The organism is Streptomyces spinoverrucosus (genome assembly GCF_006539505.1).
GTDB lineage: Bacteria > Actinomycetota > Actinomycetes > Streptomycetales > Streptomycetaceae > Streptomyces > Streptomyces spinoverrucosus.
In genome coordinates this window covers 19,876-37,042 of record NZ_BJND01000010.1, presented here as the reverse complement: position 1 = coordinate 37,042, position 17,167 = coordinate 19,876, and the positions used below count along the sequence as shown (strand labels likewise).

Sequence of the window (17,167 nt, the reverse complement as noted above, 5' to 3'; positions counted from 1 at the left end):
GAGGCGGTCGCCATGCCCGACCCTGTGGCCCCTCCCGCCTCCGGCTCCGGCGTGGTGGTGCGCTCCGCCGCCGCCGGGCGCGTACGGCTCCTGGTCCCGTGGCTGCGGGCGCGGCCCGGCTGCGCCGGGATCGTCGACGAGCGGTTCACCGATCTGCCGGGTTTCCGGGCGCTGCGGATCTTCCCGCGTACCGGTGCCGTGATCGTCTGGGTGCAGCCCGACCTGGTCGACGTCAACCGCCTGGTCGCCGCCCTCGACGAGGCGCCGCCGCCGGGGGCGCCCTCCCGGGCCAGCCGGTCCGTGCCCGACTCCTCCACCGGAGAGGTGGCGCGACTGGTGGTCGGCGGCGCGGTACTCGCCCTCGTGGGGCTGCGGCGACTGTTCGGCCGACCCCCGTGGGCGCCGGGGGGCTCGGCCGGTTTCCTCGGCGCGGTCACCGTGTTCACGGGGCTGCCGTTCTTCCGCGGCGCCGCCCGCACGCTCGGCGGCAGACGACACGCGGGCACCGATCTGCTGGTGACGACGGCGACCGTGATCTCGCTCGTGCTGCGGGAGAACGTGGTCGCGCTGATGGTGCTGTGGCTGCTCAACATCGGCGAGTTCCTGCAGGCCATCACCCTGCGCCGGACCCGGCGCGCCATCGAGGAGCTGCTCTCCATCGGCGAGGAGCGCGTCTGGCTGGTCCGCGACGGCGTGGAGGTGGAGGTCGATCTCACCGAGGTCCGGGCCGGGGACGTGGTCGCGGTCTACGAGCACCACCGCATCCCCGTCGACGGCACCGCCGAGTCCGGCGAGGCACTCGTGGACCAGGCGGCCATCACCGGTGAGGCGCTCCCGGTGTACGTGCGGCCGGGCAGCGATGTGTACGCGGGCACCCTCGTCTCCACCGGCTCCCTGACCGTACGGGCCACCTCGGTCGGACAGGACACGGTCGTCGGGCGGATCATCACCCGGGTCGAGGAGGCGCAGGCCGACCGGGCCCCGATCCAGACCGTCGCCACCGCCTTCACCCGCCGCTTCGTACCCGTCTCGTTCGCCCTCGCCGGGATCACCTACGTGCTGACCCGGGATGCCCGGCGGGCGATGACCATGCTGCTGATCGCCTGCCCCTGCGCCGCGGGCCTGGCCACCCCCACCGCCATCAGCGCGGCCATCGGCAACGGCGCCCGCCGGGGCACCCTCATCAAGGGCGGCACCCACCTGGAGGGCGTCGGCCGGGTCACCGCCGTGGTCTTCGACAAGACCGGCACGCTCACGCTCGGCCGCCCCCTGGTCACCAGCGTGGTCACCCTCGACGAGGCGTTCACCGCCGACCAGGTGATGAGCCTCGCGGCCTCCGGCGAACTGCACGCACGGCACCCGCTCGCCGAGGCCATCGTCCGGCGCACCGAGGAACAGCACCTGCACATCCCGATCCACCAGGCCTGCGAGGTCGTCCTCGGGATGGGCGTGCGCGCCGAACTCGACGGCAGCCGCCTGCTGGTGGGCAGCCCCGCCCTGCTGCGCCGCCACGGCATGGAACTCTCCGAGACGGCCCAGGAATGGACGAGCCGGCTGCGCGCCGCAGGCGAGACCGTCATCTGCATCGCCCACGACGACAAGCTCATCGGCATGCTCGGCCTCTCCGACGCCGTACGCGGCGGCGCCGACACCGTCGTCCACCAGCTCACCGAACTCGGGGCCACCCGCATCGTGCTGCTCACCGGCGACGCACCCGAGACCGCCCAGGCCGTCGCCGACACCCTCGGCATCACCGAAGTCCACGCCCACGCCCTGCCCGAGGCCAAACTCCAGCTGATCCGCGACCTCCAGGCAGAGGGACACAGCGTGGCCATGGTCGGCGACGGCACCAACGACGCACCCGCCCTGGCACTCGCCGACGTCGGCATCGTCATGGGCGCCCACTCCTCCCACGTCGCCCTGGAATCCGCCGACATCGCCCTCGCCGGAAACGACCTGCGCCAGGTCGCCGCCGTCGTGGAACTCAGCCGACACACCCTGCGCGTCGTACGGCAGAACTACACACTCTCCATCGGCGTCAACCTCGCCGGCCTCATCGCAGGCGCCGGTGGCTCCATCAACCCAGTCCTCGCCGCCCTGCTGCACAACACCAGCAGCATCGCCGTGGTCGCCAACTCCGCCCGACTGGTGGCGCACACGCCCCACCTGCCGAGCGACACCACCGCGCGACTGCGGGCCGCGCCGCTGGAGGAGCGGCGAGTGCGCTGATCCCACACGTCGGTCGGCCGGGCGATCGGCTTGGCTCGCACATCTGTCCCCTCACATGAGCTATCCTTCATATGGTTATGGATGTCATTTCCAGATGGCCTGCGCGTGCCGAGCCGGCGAGCGCTGATGGGGGTGATCTGCCGTGGGTGGCCGGACGACCCGGCAGCGCAAGGCGGTCCTGAGCGCGCTCGCGGGCTGCCAGGACTTCGTGTCGGCCCAGGAGTTGCACGGCCTGCTGGTCGCCGACGACCACAAGATCGGCCTGACCACCGTCTACCGCGCCCTGCGTGACCTGGAGGCGGAGGGCGGTGTGGACGTCGTACGCGACGAGGTGGGCGGACGGCTCTACCGTCGGCGGCCCGCCGACGGCCACCGCCACTACCTGATCTGCCGCTGTTGCGGCAGCAGCCGGCCGGTGGACTCCGAGGTCGTCGAACGGTGGGCGGACCGGATCGCCGCCGACACCGGGTTCGCCGCGGTGGAGCACACCGTCGAACTCACCGGCCTGTGCACCGACTGCCACACCACCGAAGCCGAAGAGAAAACGCCGCCACGCCGTTGGGAGCCGGGCGTGTGGCAGAGAGCCCAAAAAAAGTCGGACGGCGATGTCGAGAACCCGTATCCGGCTCCGTCCCCGGGGTGAACGCGACCACAATGGGTCGCACCAGCACCGAGGAGAACCACGATGGCCAAGTACCTGCTGCTGAAGCACTACCGCGGCGCCCCGGCTTCGGTCAACGACGTGCCGATGGACCAGTGGACGCCGGAGGAGATCTCGGCGCACATGCAGTACATGCACGACTTCGCGGCACGGCTCGAGAAGACCGGCGAGTACGTCGACGGTCAGGCGCTCGCCCCCGAGGGCACATGGGTCCGGTACGACGGTGAGGGGCGCCCGCCGGTCACCGACGGCCCGTTCGCCGAGACCAAGGACCTCATCGCCGGCTGGATGGTGATCGACGTCGACAGCTACGAGCGCGCCGTCGAGCTGGCCGGGGAGCTGTCGGCCGCCCCCGGAGCGGGCGGCAAGCCGATCCACGAGTGGCTGGAGCTGCGCCCGTTCCTGACCGCAACGCCCAACGTCACCGAGTGCCATTGATGAACGAGGCCCTGCTGAGGAGCCTCACGCCGAGCGTGCTCGCCGTCCTCGTCCGCCGCGGAGCCGACTTCGCGGCGGCCGAGGACGCCGTTCAGGACGCGCTGATCGAGGCACTGCGCGTCTGGCCGGCCGACCCGCCGCGGGACGCGAAGGGCTGGCTGGTCACCGTGGCCTGGCGCAAGTTCCTCGACGCGACCCGGGCGGACGCCGCCCGCCGCCGGCGTGAGGACCTCGTCGACGAGGAGCCGGCGCCCGGGCCCGCGCCCTCGGTGGACGACACGCTCCAGCTCTACTTCCTGTGCGCCCACCCGTCGCTGACGCCGTCGTCCGCGGTCGCGCTCACGCTGCGCGCCGTCGGCGGGCTGACCACCCGCCAGATCGCCCAGGCCTACCTGGTGCCCGAGGCGACGATGGCGCAGCGCATCAGCCGGGCCAAGCGCACCGTCTCCGGCGTACGGTTCGACCGGCCCGGCGACGTCGCCACCGTGCTGCGCGTCCTCTACCTGGTCTTCAACGAGGGCTACTCCGGTGACGTCGACCTAGCCGCCGAGGCCATCCGGCTCACCCGGCAGCTCGCGGCCGCGATCGACCATCCCGAGGTGTCCGGACTGCTCGCCCTCATGCTGCTCCACCACGCCCGGCGTGCCGCCCGGACCGCGTCCGACGGCAGTCTGGTGCCGCTCGCCGAGCAGGACCGCGGCCGGTGGGACACGCGGCTGATCGCCGAAGGCGTCGCGATCCTTCAGACCGCCCTCGCCCGCGACCGGCTGGGTGAGTTCCAGGCCCAGGCCGCCATCGCGGCACTCCACGCCGACGCGCCCACCGCCGAGGAGACCGACTGGGTGCAGATCGTCGAGTGGTACGACGAGCTCGCGCGCCTCACCGACAACCCAGTCGTGCGGCTCAACCGCGCAGTTGCCGTCGGCGAGGCGGACGGACCGCGCGCCGGCCTGGCGGCGCTCGCCGCGCTGGACGCCTCCCTGCCCCGCCACGCCGCGGTGGCGGCGTACCTCCACGAACGCGACGGCGACCTGGCGACGGCGGCACGGCTGTACGCCGAGGCGGCCCACAAGGCACCCAACCTCGCCGAGCGCGACCACCTGACACGCCAGGCCGCCCGCCTCAACGCCCGCCGAAGTCGCTGACGGGTCATAGGCGGCCGGAGTTGAACCGTGAACCCCTGGATCCTCGCCCGCCCTCTCAGGCCCACAACGCCTCGGCGACGGTCACCCCGACGAACGCCGCGCCCAGCCCCGCCACCACGCTCGCGACCACATTCGCGGCGGCGTAGAACTTCGCCCCGTCCTCGGCCAGCCGCAGCGTCTCGTAGGAGAACGTGGAATACGTCGTCAGCGCCCCGCAGAACCCGGTGCCGATCAGCAACTGCACCTGCGAGGACGCGGCCCCCGCCAGTACCGCGCCGGACACCAGGCCGAGCACCAGGCAGCCGGCGACGTTCACGGTGAAGGTGCCCCACGGGAACACCGTGTCGTGGCGTCTCTGCACCGCCCGGTCGGTCAGATACCGCAGCGGCGCGCCGACCATCCCGCCGACGACCACGAGCAGCCAGTTCACGCGTCCTGCCCCCTGCCGACGTACCGGATGACCTCGCAGTCGTCGAGGATCACCAGCCCCTCCCCCACCAGCTCGTCCAGCTCCGGCAGGAAGGCCCGCACCCGCTCCTCGGTGTCCACGATCACGATCGCCACCGGCAGGTCCTCGCTCATCGACAACAGCCGCGAGGTGTGGATCAGCGACGAGGCGCCGAATCCCTCGATGCCCCGGAAGACGCTGGCGCCCGCCAGTCCGGCCCGGTGTGCACGGTGCACGATCTCCGTGTAGAGGGGCTTGTGGTGCCAGACGTCGTTCTCCCCGATGAAGACCGTCACCCGCATGGCCGTGCCCGTCAGCCTCATCATCGCTGCCTCCAGGTCAGAACGCGGCGCGTCGCCGCCACCGCAAGCCACACCGCCGCGAGCGCGGCCAGGACCGTCGCGGCCAGATACGCCAGCCCCGTTCGCGCCTCACCCGCGTCCACCAGCCGCTGAATGTCGATGGCATAGGTGGAGAACGTCGTGAAGCCACCCAGGACGCCGGTGCCGAAGAACGGCCGCACCAGCCGGTGCGCCGCCCACACGTCGGTGATCACCACCATCAAGACGCCGATCACCGCGCAGCCGACCGCGTTGACCCACAGGGTGGTCCAGGGGAACCCTCCGGCCGCCACGGGCCAGAGCAGAGCGGCCCCGTACCGGGCGGCGGCCCCGATCCCGCCGCCGAGCGCCACCACCGCCACAATCGGTGCCTGGGCCCGCCAGGACCGCTGCCGCTGGGCGGGAACACGCAGGTCGACGTCGGGATCCGTGGGCTCCTCCACCATCCGGGCATCCGGGGTTGTCATGAACGTACGTCTCCTACTCGCCATGGCGCCGGGCACGCGGGCGCATCGTCGCAAGCAGGGACCGTTGGCGGCACCAGTGCCGCGGTTCGGGTACGGCGGGCCCCACCGCCGCGCCGTGCACAGCGATCGCACGGCCGCAGCCAGGATAACGCCGACCGACGACACCGCACACGTGGAGCCCGGCGACCGGCGACACGCCCCCGCCTCAGGCGTGCGGCGGTGAGTGAACTGCGGGCGAAATCTCGCTCTGCCTCTGGTCAGCAGCTGGTCAGGAACGCGGTTTACCGGGTCGGGCGCTGCTTAGCATCGGCTGCACCGCCTCGTTCGTACACCTGTCTGGAGGCCGGGCGTGCCCGAAACCGCCCTCGACACCGAAGCCGAACCCGAACCCGAATCCGGTCCCGTACCGCCCGGCCCCGCCGCCCTGCGGCGCCCCATGCTGCTCGCGGGCGGCGCCCTGCTGGCCGCGGGAGCGGTCACGGTGGGCGTGCTGACAGTCGGCGGCTCCGGTGGGAGCGGGCACAGTGCGGATGCGGCGGGCGGTCCGCGTCACACCACCGTCGAGGTCGGCCCCTCCGGCTGCGGGCGTGGCTGGCGGCACGCGGAGCCCGGCCGTCAGGTCTTCGACCTGCGCAACACCTCCAGTACGGCGGCCGAGGTGTACCTGACCGACGCGAAGACGGGCGCGGTCTACGGCGAGGTCGAGGGGCTCGCCCCGGGCACGGTCCGCGCGATGCGGGTGACCCTGGGCAACGGCTCGTACGCCTTCAAGTGCCTGCCCGACGACGCGGACGCCGTCACCGGCCCCACCGTGCGCGTCACCGGCGGCGGGTCCGTGAAGAGCGGTCCGGCCGCCGTCCCGGTGACCCAGCAGGACCTCATCCCGCCCACGCTCGCCTACCAGAAGTGGATCCAGGCCCGCACGGTCGAGCTGGTGCAGAAGACCGACGCGCTGCGCGACGCCGTCGACCGGGGGGACCTCGCCGCTGCCCGGGCCGCCTGGCTGCCCGCGCACCTGGTGTACGAACGGATGGGCGCCGCCTACGGCACCTTCGGCGACGCCGACGCGGTGATCAACGGGACCACCGCCGGGCTCCAGGACGGAGTGCGCGACAAGGACTTCACCGGGTTCCACCGGGTCGAGTACGGGCTGTGGCACGGCGAGTCGGCGAGCAGCCTGCGCGGTCCGGCCGACCGGCTCGCCCGGGCCGTCCGGGCGCTGCGTGACAGCTGGCCCGACCAGCGGATGGACCCGGCCGACGTCGGCCTGCGGGCGCACGAAATCCTGGAGAACACCCTGCAGTTCGAACTCACCGGCCGCACCGACTACGGCAGCGGCACCAACCTCGCCACCGCCCGCGCCAACCTCGACGGCACCCGCGTCCTCCTCGGGTACCTGCGCCCACTGCTGAGGACCCGCGCCACCGGCCTGCCCGGCATCGACTCCTGGCTGGACCGCACACAGCGCACGCTCGACAGCTTCCAGCACGACGGCCACTGGACGCCGCTCGCCGAACTCACCCGCGCGCAGCGGGAGAAGGCCGACTCGGACCTGGGCGAACTCGTCGAGCGGCTCGCCGACGTGGCCGCACTCACCGACGTACGGAGGACCGCGTGAGCCGCGTCAACGAAGTGGGCCGCCGTGGCTTCCTGGCGAGCGCGGCCGCCGTGGCCGGTGCCGGGCTCGTGGCCGCCGACCACGGCGCGGCCTCCGCCGCCGCGCAGGCCCACGAGAGCGCGAGCGTGTCCTTCCACGGCCGCCACCAGGCCGGGATCACCACGCCCGCCCAGCGGGCCTCGGCGTTCGTGTCCTTCGACGTCACGGCCGAGAACCGACGCGAACTGGCCGACCTGCTGCGGACGATCACCGACCGGGCCCGTTTCCTCACCGCCGGCGGCAGCCCGGACCCCTTGGGCATCACCGCCCCGCCCAGCGACTCCGGCACCCTCGGCCCGGACGTGCCCGCCGACGGGCTGACCGTCACGGTCGGCGCCGGTGCCTCCCTCTTCGACGACCGCTACGGCCTCGCGTCCCGCACCCCGCGCCAGCTCACCACGATGCCGTCGTTCCCCGACGACGACCTGGACGCCGCCTGGTGCCACGGCGACCTGAGTGTGCAGTTCTGCGCCGCGAGCCCGGACGCGGTGCTGCACGCGCTGCGCGATGTGGCCCGGCACACCCGCGGCGGCATGCAGGTGCGCTGGCGGATGGACGGCTTCGTCAGCCCGCCCCGCCCGTCCGGCACTCCGCGCAATCACATGGGCTTCAAGGACGGCACCGCCAATCCGGATGTGCGCGATGCGCGTGAGATGGACCGTCTGGTGTGGGTGGGCGAGGGCAGCGGCGAGCCCGACTGGGCGACCGGCGGCAGTTACCAGGTCGTACGGCTGATCCGGATGCTGGTGGAGTTCTGGGACCGGGTGTCGATCACGGAGCAGGAGCGGATGTTCGGCCGGGCCCGGGACACCGGCGCGCCCCTGGACGGGCGGCACGAGACCGACGCCCCGCGGTACGCGCAGGATCCGCAAGGGGACGTGATCCCGCTGGACAGCCACATCCGGATGGCCAATCCCCGTACGCCCGACACCGCCGACCAGCGCATCCTGCGCCGTGCCTACAACTACGACCGGGGCATGGACAGCAACGGCAACCTCGACATGGGCCTGCTGTTCTGCTGCTACCAGCAGGACCTCGCCCGGCAGTTCGAGACGGTGCAGAAGCGGCTGGCCGGGGAGCCGCTGGTCGACTACATCACGCCGTTCGGCGGCGGCTACTTCTTCGCCCTGCCGGGAGTACGGGACGACACCGACTGGCTGGGCCGGGTCTTGCTGGCCTGATCTCGCCAGTCAGTACCGGTCAAATACTGGCCAAAAGACCATGGGTGTTTCCTGACCGAACGTTCGCTCGACCTTCGTTGTCCCTCGCACGGGCCGCCGCCACGATGGCCGAAGATCCGGCCGTAAGGGCCAACACATGACAAAGCACCGACACTTCACCGCTTCCTCGGAAGGCGAAACAGCATGAGCGGCACAGCAAGAACTCGGGTGGCGCGCATAGGCGCCCTGCTCGGCGCGGCGGCACTGGCGACGGCGGGCGGAGTCGTCCCCGCGTCGGCGGCCCCGGCGGGGGGCGGCCACGGTCACTCCGGCACGCACACCGCGACGCCGATCAAGCACCTGGTGGTGATCTACGACGAGAACGTCTCGTTCGACCACTACTTCGCCACCTACCCCGAGGCGGCCAACACCGACGGCACCAAGTTCAAGGCGGCACGGCACACCCCGAAGACCGACAACCTCCTCAACGCCGGGCTCCTGACGAAGAATCCGAACCTCTACGCGCCCAAGCGGCTGGCCGGTTCGCAGACCATGACCTGCGACCAGAACCACTCCTACGGCCCCGAGCAGTACGCGGCCAACGGCGGCAAGGCCGACAAGTACGTCGAGAACACCGAGGTCAACAAGTGCAGCGGGCTCTTCGGTGAGCCCGGCCTGGTGATGGACTACTACGACGGCAACACCGTCACCGGCCTGTGGAACTACGCCCAGCACTACGCGCTCAACGACCGCTCGTTCAGCTCTGTCTACGGCCCCTCCACGCCCGGCGCCCTCAACCTGGTCTCCGGCCAGACCCACGGCGTCGTCTCCGTGGACCCGGCCTCGGGCACGGAGAACCCGAAGCAGACGTCGACCCCGGACTCGTACACGGTGATCTCCCCGGACGCCAAGGGCGTCGGCACGGTCATCAACGACCCGGACCCGGCCTACGACGACTGCTCGGACAAGGACCACACCGCCACCAACGCGCTCGCGGCGATGCGGGGCAAGAACATCGGTGACCTGCTCAACACCAAGGGCGTGAGCTGGGGTTGGTTCCAGGGCGGCTTCCGCCCCAGCACCCCTTGGGACGGCAAGCAGGGCCACTACGCCCAGTGCGCCGGCACCACCCACACCAACGTGGGCGGCGCGGCGGTGGAGGACTACAGCCCGCACCACTCGCCGTTCCAGTACTACAAGTCGACGTCCAACCCGCACCACCTGGCCCCGAAGAACATCGCGGAGATCGGGCACAACGGCCGGGCCAACCACAACTACGACCTGACCGACTTCGACGCCGCGCTCAAGGCCGGCAACCTGCCGGCGGTGAGCTTCCTGAAAGCCGCCGAGTACCAGGACGGTCACGCCGGGTACTCCGACCCGGTCGACGAGCAGCACTTCCTGGTCAAGGAGATCAACGCGCTGCAGCAGTCCCCGGAGTGGAAGTCCACCGCGGTCGTGGTCGCCTACGACGACTCCGACGGCTGGTACGACCACGTCACCTCGAAGGTCCTGAACGGCTCCAAGGACACCACCGTCGGCTCCAACGGCAAGGCCCTCGACAGCTCGACGTGCCAGGCAGGCCCCGCCGCCGCGGGCGGCTACGCGGATCGCTGCGGCCCCGGCACGCGCCAGCCGCTGCTGGTGATCTCCCCGTACAGCAAGGTCAACTCGGTCGACCACACCGCCACCGAGCAGGCGTCCATCACCAGGTTCATCGAGGACAACTGGCACACCGGCCGCATCGGCGACGCCAGCTTCGACAAGCGCTCCGGCCCCCTCTCCCACATGTTCGACTTCCGGCACCCCAACAACAAGCAGGTGCTGCTCAACGCGGACGGCTCGGTCAAGTCCGTGAAGCGGATCCCGCACTACTCCCGGACGGCCACGTCCGCAGCCACCCACGCCGCGTATCCGCCCTACCTCCAGGACCTCAGGGCGCAGAACGTCGCCGACAGCAGCCCCGCCACCCCGGCGCTGCCGATCGTCGTCGCCGGTACCGTCACCGCGGGCGCCGCCGCGACCGTGTTCGCCGTGTACCGCCGCAGGACGCAGAAGATCCAGCGACAGCACTGACCCCACGTACCCGAGGCCCGGCCACCGTGCGCGACCGGTGGCCGGGCCTTCGTGCGTGCGCGCACCTTGTTCAAACGTCCTGACAAACACATTGACATCCCCTGGGGGCGGCCCCATAGTACGTGCTACTAGAGCGCGCTAATAAAGCGCTCTAGTACCTGCGAGGCACCGCGCGAGGCATCGTTCGGCCGGACGACCCGCCCCCACCCCGCACGGGGCTGCCATCCCCTCCTCCCCCCTCACTCCCTCCTTCGATCCACTCCTCACGAGGTGCAAGGGACATGCACAGAAACCACAGAGCCGCCGCCCTGACCGCCACCCTCCTGGCGGGCGCCCTGTTCGCCGCAGGATGTTCCAGCGGCTCCGGCGGCAAGAAGTCCGAGGAAGCCGCGGCGGACGCGACCGTGGGCAAGGCGGACACGCCCCGTATGACGGTGGCGATGATCACGCACGCCGCCCCCGGTGACACCTTCTGGGACCTGATCCGCAAGGGCGCCACGGCGGCCGCCGCGAAGGACAACATCAAGCTCGTCTACTCCAGCGACCCCAACGCCGGAAACCAGGCCAACCTCGTGCAGAACGCGATCGACCAGAAGGTCGACGGCATCGCGCTCACCGCGGCCAAGCCGGACGCCATGAAGGCGGTGGTGGCCAAGGCCACGGCAGCCGGTATCCCGGTCGTCGGCTTCAACTCCGGCCTGGACGACTGGAGGCAGCTCGGCATGCTGGAGTACTTCGGCCAGGACGAGAACATCGCGGGTGAGGCGTTCGGGGAGCGGCTCAACCAGCTCGGCGCCAAGCACGCCCTGTGTGTGATCCAGGAGCAGGGGCAGGTCGCTCTGGAGGCACGGTGCGCCGGTCTGAAGAAGGGGTTCAAGGGCACGACCGAGACCCTCTACGTCAACGGCACCGACATGCCGACCGTGAAGTCCACGCTCACCGCCAAGCTCCAGCGGGACTCCTCCATCGACCAGGTGGTCACCCTCGGTGCCCCCTTCGCGCTCACGGCCGTGCAGTCGGTGAAGGACTCGGGGAGCAAGGCCAAGGTGGCCACCTTCGACCTCAACAAGGACCTGGTGCAGGCCGTCCAGGACGGGTCCGTGGAGTTCGCGGTCGACCAGCAGCCGTATCTGCAGGGCTACCTCGCCGTCGACGGGCTGTGGCTGTACCGGACCAACGGCAACGTCAGCGGCGGCGGCACCGCCCCGGTGCTCACCGGACCGGCCTTCGTCACCAAGGAGAACGTCGACTCCGTCGCGAAGTTCGCCGCCAACGGCACCCGCTGAACACGCTCAGCCCGCCGCCCCTTGAGGCGGCGGGCCGGTGGTGCCCCGCACCACCAGCTTCGGGTCCAGTACCGCCTCCCGCGGCTGCAGTTGGGGATCCTCAAGCCGTTCCACCGCGAACCGCACCGCGTGCTCGGCCATCAGCACCGCGTCCTGGCGGACGGTGGTCAGTCCGATCGGCATCACATGGGAGAGGTGGCTGTCGTCGTAGCCGACGACGGACAGGTCCCGCGGGACCTCGACGCCGGCCCGCACCAGGGCCATCAGCACGCCCATCGCGCACCGGTCGTTGCCCGCGAGGACCGCGGTCGGCAGGGGCAGGCCCCGGTCGCGCTCCGCCAGCAGCAGACGGCCGGTCTCGATGCCGGACTGCTCGGTGTGCTCGCCGGGGATCACCCGGATCTCCGGCTCCAGTCCGTGCCGGCGCATCGCGGCCCGGTAGGAGCGCCGCCGCTCGGCCGAGCCGGGCCCCCGGCCGCCGTCGATGTGCACGATCCTGCGGTGCCCGAGTTCGACCAGGTAGTCCATGGCCTGCCGCACGCCCTTGCTCTCGGCGCTGTGCACGAAGTCCACGCGGGCGCGCGGCACTCGGCGGCTGACCGACACGGTGACGGCGCGCTGGCCGAGTGCGTCGAGGTAGGCGGGGTCCGCCTCGGGGCCGAGCAGGATCAGCGCCTCGCAGCGGTGCCCGAGCAGCGCCTCGATCGCCTTGGCCTCGCTGCGCCCCTCGGCCGCCGCGGAGAGCAGGACGTCGTAGCCGAGGCGTTCGGCCTCGGGGTAGATGCCCTCGATCAGGTCGGTGTGGAAGGTCTGGTGCACGGTGAACATCACGCCGAGTGTGCGGCTGCGGCCGCGGGCGAGCAGCCGGGCAGCACTGTCGGGGCGGTAGCCGATCTCCTCGGCGACGCGCAGCACCCGCTCGCGGGTCTCCTGACTCGCGCCCGGCTGGTTGCGGAACACGATCGAGACCAGCGCCCGGGACACACCCGCCCGGTCGGCGACATCGGCCATCGTGGGCCGCTGCCTGCCCGTTGCATCCACCTGTGGACCCACCCCCAAGGTATTGACATGACATTTGGACAGGGGTCATCGTACTCGCACTAGAGCGCGCTAGTAGAGCGCGACAGCAAGCTTTACGAGGAGAACCGCAGGAACTCGGAACTCCCCCTCCTCCCTCCCCCGAAGGACACTCCATGGCAACGGCGCCATCCCCCCTCCGCACCACCGCGGGCAGGCTCCTCGACGAACTCGCCCAGGAGCTGACGGCCGCGGCGGGCGCCCACCACCTGGTCCTGGTCCCGCCGATGAACCGCGACAAGAAGACCGGCGCGTTCACCGAGCCGCCCGAGCTGACCGCCGAGCAGTGGGCCGGTCTCGGCCGGGCCGCCGACCGGCTGGGCAGGCTGCTCCTCGACGAGTACGACGTACGCCTCGTCGTCCATCCGCACGCCGACAGCCACATCCAGGCCCAGCCGGAGATCGAGCGGCTGCTGAACGAGTCCGACAGCCGGTACACGAATATGTGCCTGGACACCGGGCATGTCGCGTACGGCGGCGGGGACAACCTCGATCTGATCCGCCGCTTCGGCGAGCGCGTCGGCTATGTGCACATCAAGCAGATGGACCCGGCCGTGCTCGCCCAGGTCGCCGCCGAGGACCTGTCCTTCGGGGAGGCCGTCAAGCGCGGCGTGTGCGTCTCGCCCCCGGCGGGCGTACCCGACCCGGCCGACGTGGTGGCGGAACTGGCGGGGCTCAACGCCGAGTTGTTCGTCATCGTCGAGCAGGACCTGTACCCGTGCGCCCTGGACGTACCGCTCCCCATCGTCGTACGCACCCGTGAGCACCTGGCCGGCTGCGGCCTCACCGGGACGCGGCGCCCGAACCTCGACCGGTAGGAGGCGGCGATGGACCTCAAGGACGACACCACACCGGCTCCCGCACCGGTCGCCGGCCAGGCCCCTGCCGCGGTCTCCCGGCGGCTGCGGATGATCACCGTCATCGCCACCTTCGGCGGTCTGCTCTTCGGCTACGACACCGGTGTCATCAACGGCGCCCTGCCCTACATGACCGACGACCTGGGCCTGACCCCGGTCACCGAGGGCATGGTCACCAGCTCGCTGCTGCTCGGTGCCGCGCTCGGCGCGGTCGCCGGGGGCCGGTTGTCGGACGCGCGCGGACGGCGCCGTACGATCCTCACCCTCGCCGTGCTGTTCTTCGTCGGCGCGCTCGGCTGCACCCTGGCGCCGACCACCGCCGTCATGGTCGTCGCCCGGTTCGTGCTCGGCCTCGCGGTCGGCGGCGCGTCGGTGACCGTGCCGGTGTACCTCGCGGAGATCTCGCCGGCCGAGCGGCGCGGCGCACTGGTCACCCGTAACGAACTGATGATCGTCAGCGGGCAGTTGCTCGCCTTCACCTCCAACGCGATCATCGCCCAGGTGGGCGGCGAGTCCGGCGGAGTGTGGCGCTGGATGCTGGTGATCGCCACGTTGCCGGCCGTGGTGCTGTGGTTCGGCATGCTGGTGATGCCGGAGAGCCCGCGCTGGCTGGCCTCGCAGAGCCGCTTCGGCGAGGCACTCGACGTACTCAAGCAGGTGCGGTCGCGGGCCCGGGCCGAGGTCGAGCTGAGTGAGGTGTCCGCGCTCGCCGTACGGGACGAGCGGGAGAAGCTCGGCGGCTGGAAGGACATGAAGGCCGTGCCGTGGGTGCGCCGGCTGATGTTCATCGGCTTCGGCATCGCGATCGTGCAGCAGATCACCGGCGTCAACACGATCATGTACTACGGCACCCAGATCCTCACCGACGCCGGATTCACCGCCGACAGCGCCCTGACGGCGAACATCGCCAACGGTGTGATCTCGGTGCTGGCCACCTTCGTCGGGATCTGGCTGCTGGGCCGGGTGCCCCGCCGTCCGATGCTGATGACCGGTCAGCTCGGCACGACCACGGCCCTGCTGCTGATCGGCGTGTTCGCGTTGACCCTGCCGTCCGGCGAGATCCGGGCCTACGCCGTGCTCGCCATGACCGTCACCTTCCTCGCCTTCCAGCAGGGCGCGATCTCGCCGGTGACGTGGCTGATGCTCTCGGAGATCTTCCCGATGCGGATGCGCGGCTTCGGGATGGGGGTCGCGGCCGTGGTGCTGTGGCTGACCAACTTCGTGATCGGGCTGGTCTTTCCGTCCCTGGTCTCCGGGATCGGCATCGCGGGCACCTTCTTCCTGTTCGTGGCCGCGGGCGTGCTGTCCCTCACCTTCGTGAAGCTCTACGTCCCCGAGACCAAGGGCCGCACTCTCGAAACGCTCGAAGCCGAACTCCGGGCGCGCTACTCCTGAATCCCGCTCCTCCTGAATCCCATGCCATGGAGGCAACGACCATGACCGTACGTGTAGGTGTCATCGGCGCCGGAATGATCGGCCAGGACCACATACGGCGCCTCACCGAGGTCGTCACCGGGGCCGCCGTCACCGCCGTGACCGACATCGACGCGGCGCGCGCCGCCGAGGTGGCCGCCCGTGTCGGCGCCGCCGCGCTGCCCACGGGCGCCGATCTCATCGCCTCCCCGGACGTGGACGCCGTCCTCGTCACCTCGTGGGGGCCCACGCACGCCGAGCACGTCCTGAACGCGATCGCGGCCGGTAAGCCCGTCTTCTGCGAGAAACCCCTCGCCACCACCGCCGAGGACTGTCTGCGCGTCGTCGACGCCGAGCGCGCCCACGGCCGCCGCCTCGTCCAGGTCGGCTTCATGCGTGGCTTCGACCCCGGGTACCGCCAGATGAAGGAGGTCATCGCCGCCGGCGCCATCGGCACCCCGCTGATCGTGCACTGCGCGCACCGCAACCCGACGGTGCCGGAGTCGTACACCTCCGTCATGGCCGCGCAGGACACCGCCGTGCACGAGATCGACGTACTGCGCTGGCTGCTGGACGACGAGATCGTCACCGCCCAGGTGATCACGCCGCGCGCCACCGGCAAGCGGTTCGCGCACCTGAAGGACCCCCAGCTGATGTACTTCGAGACGGCGAGCGGCGTCCGCATCGGCCTGGAGGTCTTCGTCAACTGCCAGTACGGCTACGACATCCAGTGCGAGACCGTCGGCGAGGAGGGCCTCGTCAGGCTGCCCGACCCGGCCGCCGTGGGAGTCCGCAGCGCCGGTCGGCACGGCACCGCCGTTCTGCAGGACTGGAAGGGGCGGTTCGCGGACGCCTTCGACACCGAGTTCCGCGAGTGGATCAACGCCGTCGCGGCCGGCGCCGAGCCCACCGGGCCCTCCGCGTGGGACGGCTATGCCGCCACCGTCATCACCGACGCCGCCGTCCGCTCCCTGGAGACCGACGGCCAGGTCGTCACCGTCGACATGAAGCCCCGCCCGGCGTTCTACGGAGGAACCGCATGAAGATCGCCCTCGACCCGTACATGTTCCGCACCCTGCCGCTCGACGACATGGTGCGCACCGTGGCCGAACTCGGCTATGAATACATCGAGTTGTCTCCGCGCGACGACTTCATGCCGTTCTTCCTGCATCCGCGGGCGGACGACGAGCGTGTCGCCGCGTTCAAGCGGTCGCTGCGGACGCACGGCGTGCGGCTGTCCTCCGTACTGCCGCTGTACAAGTGGTCCTCGCCCGACGAGACGGAGCGGCAGGCCGCGGTCCGCTACTGGAAGCGGATGATCGAGATCACGGCCGAGCTCGAATGCCCGCTGATGAACTCCGAGTTCAACGGGCGTCCCGAGCGGGCCGCGGAGAGCGAGGCGGCGTTCTGGCGGTCGATGGAGGAGCTGCTGCCGGTGTTCGAGCGGGAAGGCATCGCTCTGAACCTGGAGGCCCACCCGGACGACTTCTGCGAGGAGAACACTCCCGCGGTCGATCTGGTCCGCGCGATCAACAAGCCCTGGGTGAACTACCTCTACTGCGCGCCGCACACCTTCCACCTCTCCGGTCCCTCGGAGGTCGGCGCGGACATCGCGGCGATGATGCGCTACGCCGGTGACAAGCTGAAGCACGTGCACATCGCGGACTCCTTCAACCACAAGGGGTCGTCCGGTCTGCGCTACATCCTCAATCCGCCCGGCACCCCGGCCCGTATCCACCAGCACCTCGACATCGGCCAGGGCGAGGTGGACTGGGACGCCTTCTTCGGCACCCTGCGCGAGCTGGGCTTCGACGGCGTGGCCACGGCCTGTGTCTTCGCCTGGGAGGAACGGGCGCGTGAGTCGTCGGCGTTCATGCTGAACCGCATCACCAAGGAACTGGCGGGGTGACGC

The 17,167-nt window shown here is 70.9% G+C and carries 15 protein-coding genes and 1 pseudogene; 12 read left to right on the top strand and 4 right to left on the bottom strand.

Translation table 11 applies throughout. The features are described 5' to 3' along the window. Positions 1 to 12 precede the first annotated feature (12 nt). From SSP24_RS08105 to SSP24_RS08090, 4 genes are all read left to right on the top strand, one after another. Positions 13 to 2,229: a heavy metal translocating P-type ATPase gene (locus SSP24_RS08105; protein WP_141308350.1), complete on the top strand. Its 2,217-nt coding sequence runs from the start codon at positions 13 to 15 to the stop codon at positions 2,227 to 2,229. Between the two features lie 142 nt (positions 2,230 to 2,371). After that, the gene (locus tag SSP24_RS08100) at positions 2,372 to 2,872 is read left to right on the top strand and encodes a Fur family transcriptional regulator (protein WP_141308348.1); all 501 of its coding nucleotides are present in this window, start codon (positions 2,372 to 2,374) and stop codon (positions 2,870 to 2,872) included. Between the two features lie 42 nt (positions 2,873 to 2,914). Then, entirely contained in the window at positions 2,915 to 3,328 is a 414-nt protein-coding gene (locus SSP24_RS08095; protein ID WP_141308346.1) for a YciI family protein, read from the top strand. Beyond that, entirely contained in the window at positions 3,328 to 4,473 is a 1,146-nt protein-coding gene (locus tag SSP24_RS08090) for an RNA polymerase sigma factor (RefSeq protein ID WP_141308343.1), read from the top strand. The genes SSP24_RS08095 and SSP24_RS08090 overlap by 1 nt, the downstream gene beginning before the upstream one ends. Before the next feature lie 55 nt (positions 4,474 to 4,528). Here SSP24_RS08090 and crcB (SSP24_RS08085) read toward each other — a convergent pair whose 3' ends face one another. From crcB (SSP24_RS08085) to crcB (SSP24_RS08075), 3 genes are read right to left on the bottom strand one after another with little or no spacing between them, the layout of a single operon-like run. After that, a complete protein-coding gene (gene crcB / locus SSP24_RS08085) occupies positions 4,529 to 4,903 on the bottom strand; it encodes a fluoride efflux transporter CrcB (RefSeq protein WP_141308341.1) in 375 nt (124 codons plus the stop codon). Beyond that, entirely contained in the window at positions 4,900 to 5,247 is a 348-nt protein-coding gene (locus SSP24_RS08080; protein ID WP_141308339.1) for a DUF190 domain-containing protein, read from the bottom strand. Before SSP24_RS08080 ends, crcB (SSP24_RS08085) begins: the two co-directional genes overlap by 4 nt. After that, positions 5,244 to 5,729, bottom strand: a complete 486-nt coding sequence (gene crcB, locus SSP24_RS08075) for a fluoride efflux transporter CrcB (RefSeq protein ID WP_141308337.1) — start codon at positions 5,727 to 5,729, stop codon at positions 5,244 to 5,246. Before crcB (SSP24_RS08075) ends, SSP24_RS08080 begins: the two co-directional genes overlap by 4 nt. 349 nt (positions 5,730 to 6,078) lie before the next feature. Here crcB (SSP24_RS08075) and SSP24_RS08070 point away from each other — a divergent pair, with 349 nt between their 5' ends. The 4 genes from SSP24_RS08070 to SSP24_RS08055 all read left to right on the top strand — a co-directional run bounded on the left by SSP24_RS08070 (position 6,079) and on the right by SSP24_RS08055 (position 11,908). Further along, complete coding sequence (locus SSP24_RS08070) at positions 6,079 to 7,347, top strand: EfeM/EfeO family lipoprotein (protein WP_141308335.1); 1,269 nt, start codon at positions 6,079 to 6,081, stop codon at positions 7,345 to 7,347. Continuing rightward, positions 7,344 to 8,567 (top strand): iron uptake transporter deferrochelatase/peroxidase subunit, encoded by a 1,224-nt coding sequence (efeB, locus tag SSP24_RS08065; protein ID WP_141308333.1) that lies wholly within the window; start codon positions 7,344 to 7,346, stop codon positions 8,565 to 8,567. The genes SSP24_RS08070 and efeB overlap by 4 nt, the downstream gene beginning before the upstream one ends. Positions 8,568 to 8,750: 183 nt before the next feature. Then, complete coding sequence (locus SSP24_RS08060; protein WP_167529537.1) at positions 8,751 to 10,622, top strand: phospholipase C; 1,872 nt, start codon at positions 8,751 to 8,753, stop codon at positions 10,620 to 10,622. Positions 10,623 to 10,903: 281 nt separating this feature from the next. After that, the gene (locus SSP24_RS08055) at positions 10,904 to 11,908 is read left to right on the top strand and encodes a substrate-binding domain-containing protein (protein WP_141308331.1); all 1,005 of its coding nucleotides are present in this window, start codon (positions 10,904 to 10,906) and stop codon (positions 11,906 to 11,908) included. A gap of 6 nt (positions 11,909 to 11,914) precedes the next feature. Here SSP24_RS08055 and SSP24_RS08050 read toward each other — a convergent pair whose 3' ends face one another. Continuing rightward, positions 11,915 to 12,919, bottom strand: a complete 1,005-nt coding sequence (locus SSP24_RS08050) for a LacI family DNA-binding transcriptional regulator (RefSeq protein WP_141308329.1) — start codon at positions 12,917 to 12,919, stop codon at positions 11,915 to 11,917. A gap of 248 nt (positions 12,920 to 13,167) precedes the next feature. On the opposite strand from SSP24_RS08050, the pseudogene SSP24_RS08045 reads away from it, so the two are divergent. The 4 genes and pseudogenes from SSP24_RS08045 to SSP24_RS08030 form a co-directional block, all read left to right on the top strand. Then, positions 13,168 to 13,803: pseudogene (locus SSP24_RS08045) on the top strand (TIM barrel protein); the annotation flags it as partial. Positions 13,804 to 13,812: 9 nt separating this feature from the next. Continuing rightward, positions 13,813 to 15,237 carry a sugar porter family MFS transporter gene (locus tag SSP24_RS08040; RefSeq protein ID WP_141308325.1) on the top strand — a complete coding sequence of 475 codons (1,425 nt, stop codon included), beginning with the start codon at positions 13,813 to 13,815 and terminating at the stop codon, positions 15,235 to 15,237. 41 nt (positions 15,238 to 15,278) lie between these two features. Continuing rightward, entirely contained in the window at positions 15,279 to 16,298 is a 1,020-nt protein-coding gene (locus SSP24_RS08035; RefSeq protein ID WP_141308323.1) for a Gfo/Idh/MocA family oxidoreductase, read from the top strand. Next, positions 16,295 to 17,164: a sugar phosphate isomerase/epimerase family protein gene (locus SSP24_RS08030; RefSeq protein ID WP_141308321.1), complete on the top strand. Its 870-nt coding sequence runs from the start codon at positions 16,295 to 16,297 to the stop codon at positions 17,162 to 17,164. The genes SSP24_RS08035 and SSP24_RS08030 overlap by 4 nt, the downstream gene beginning before the upstream one ends. Positions 17,165 to 17,167: the final 3 nt, after the last annotated feature.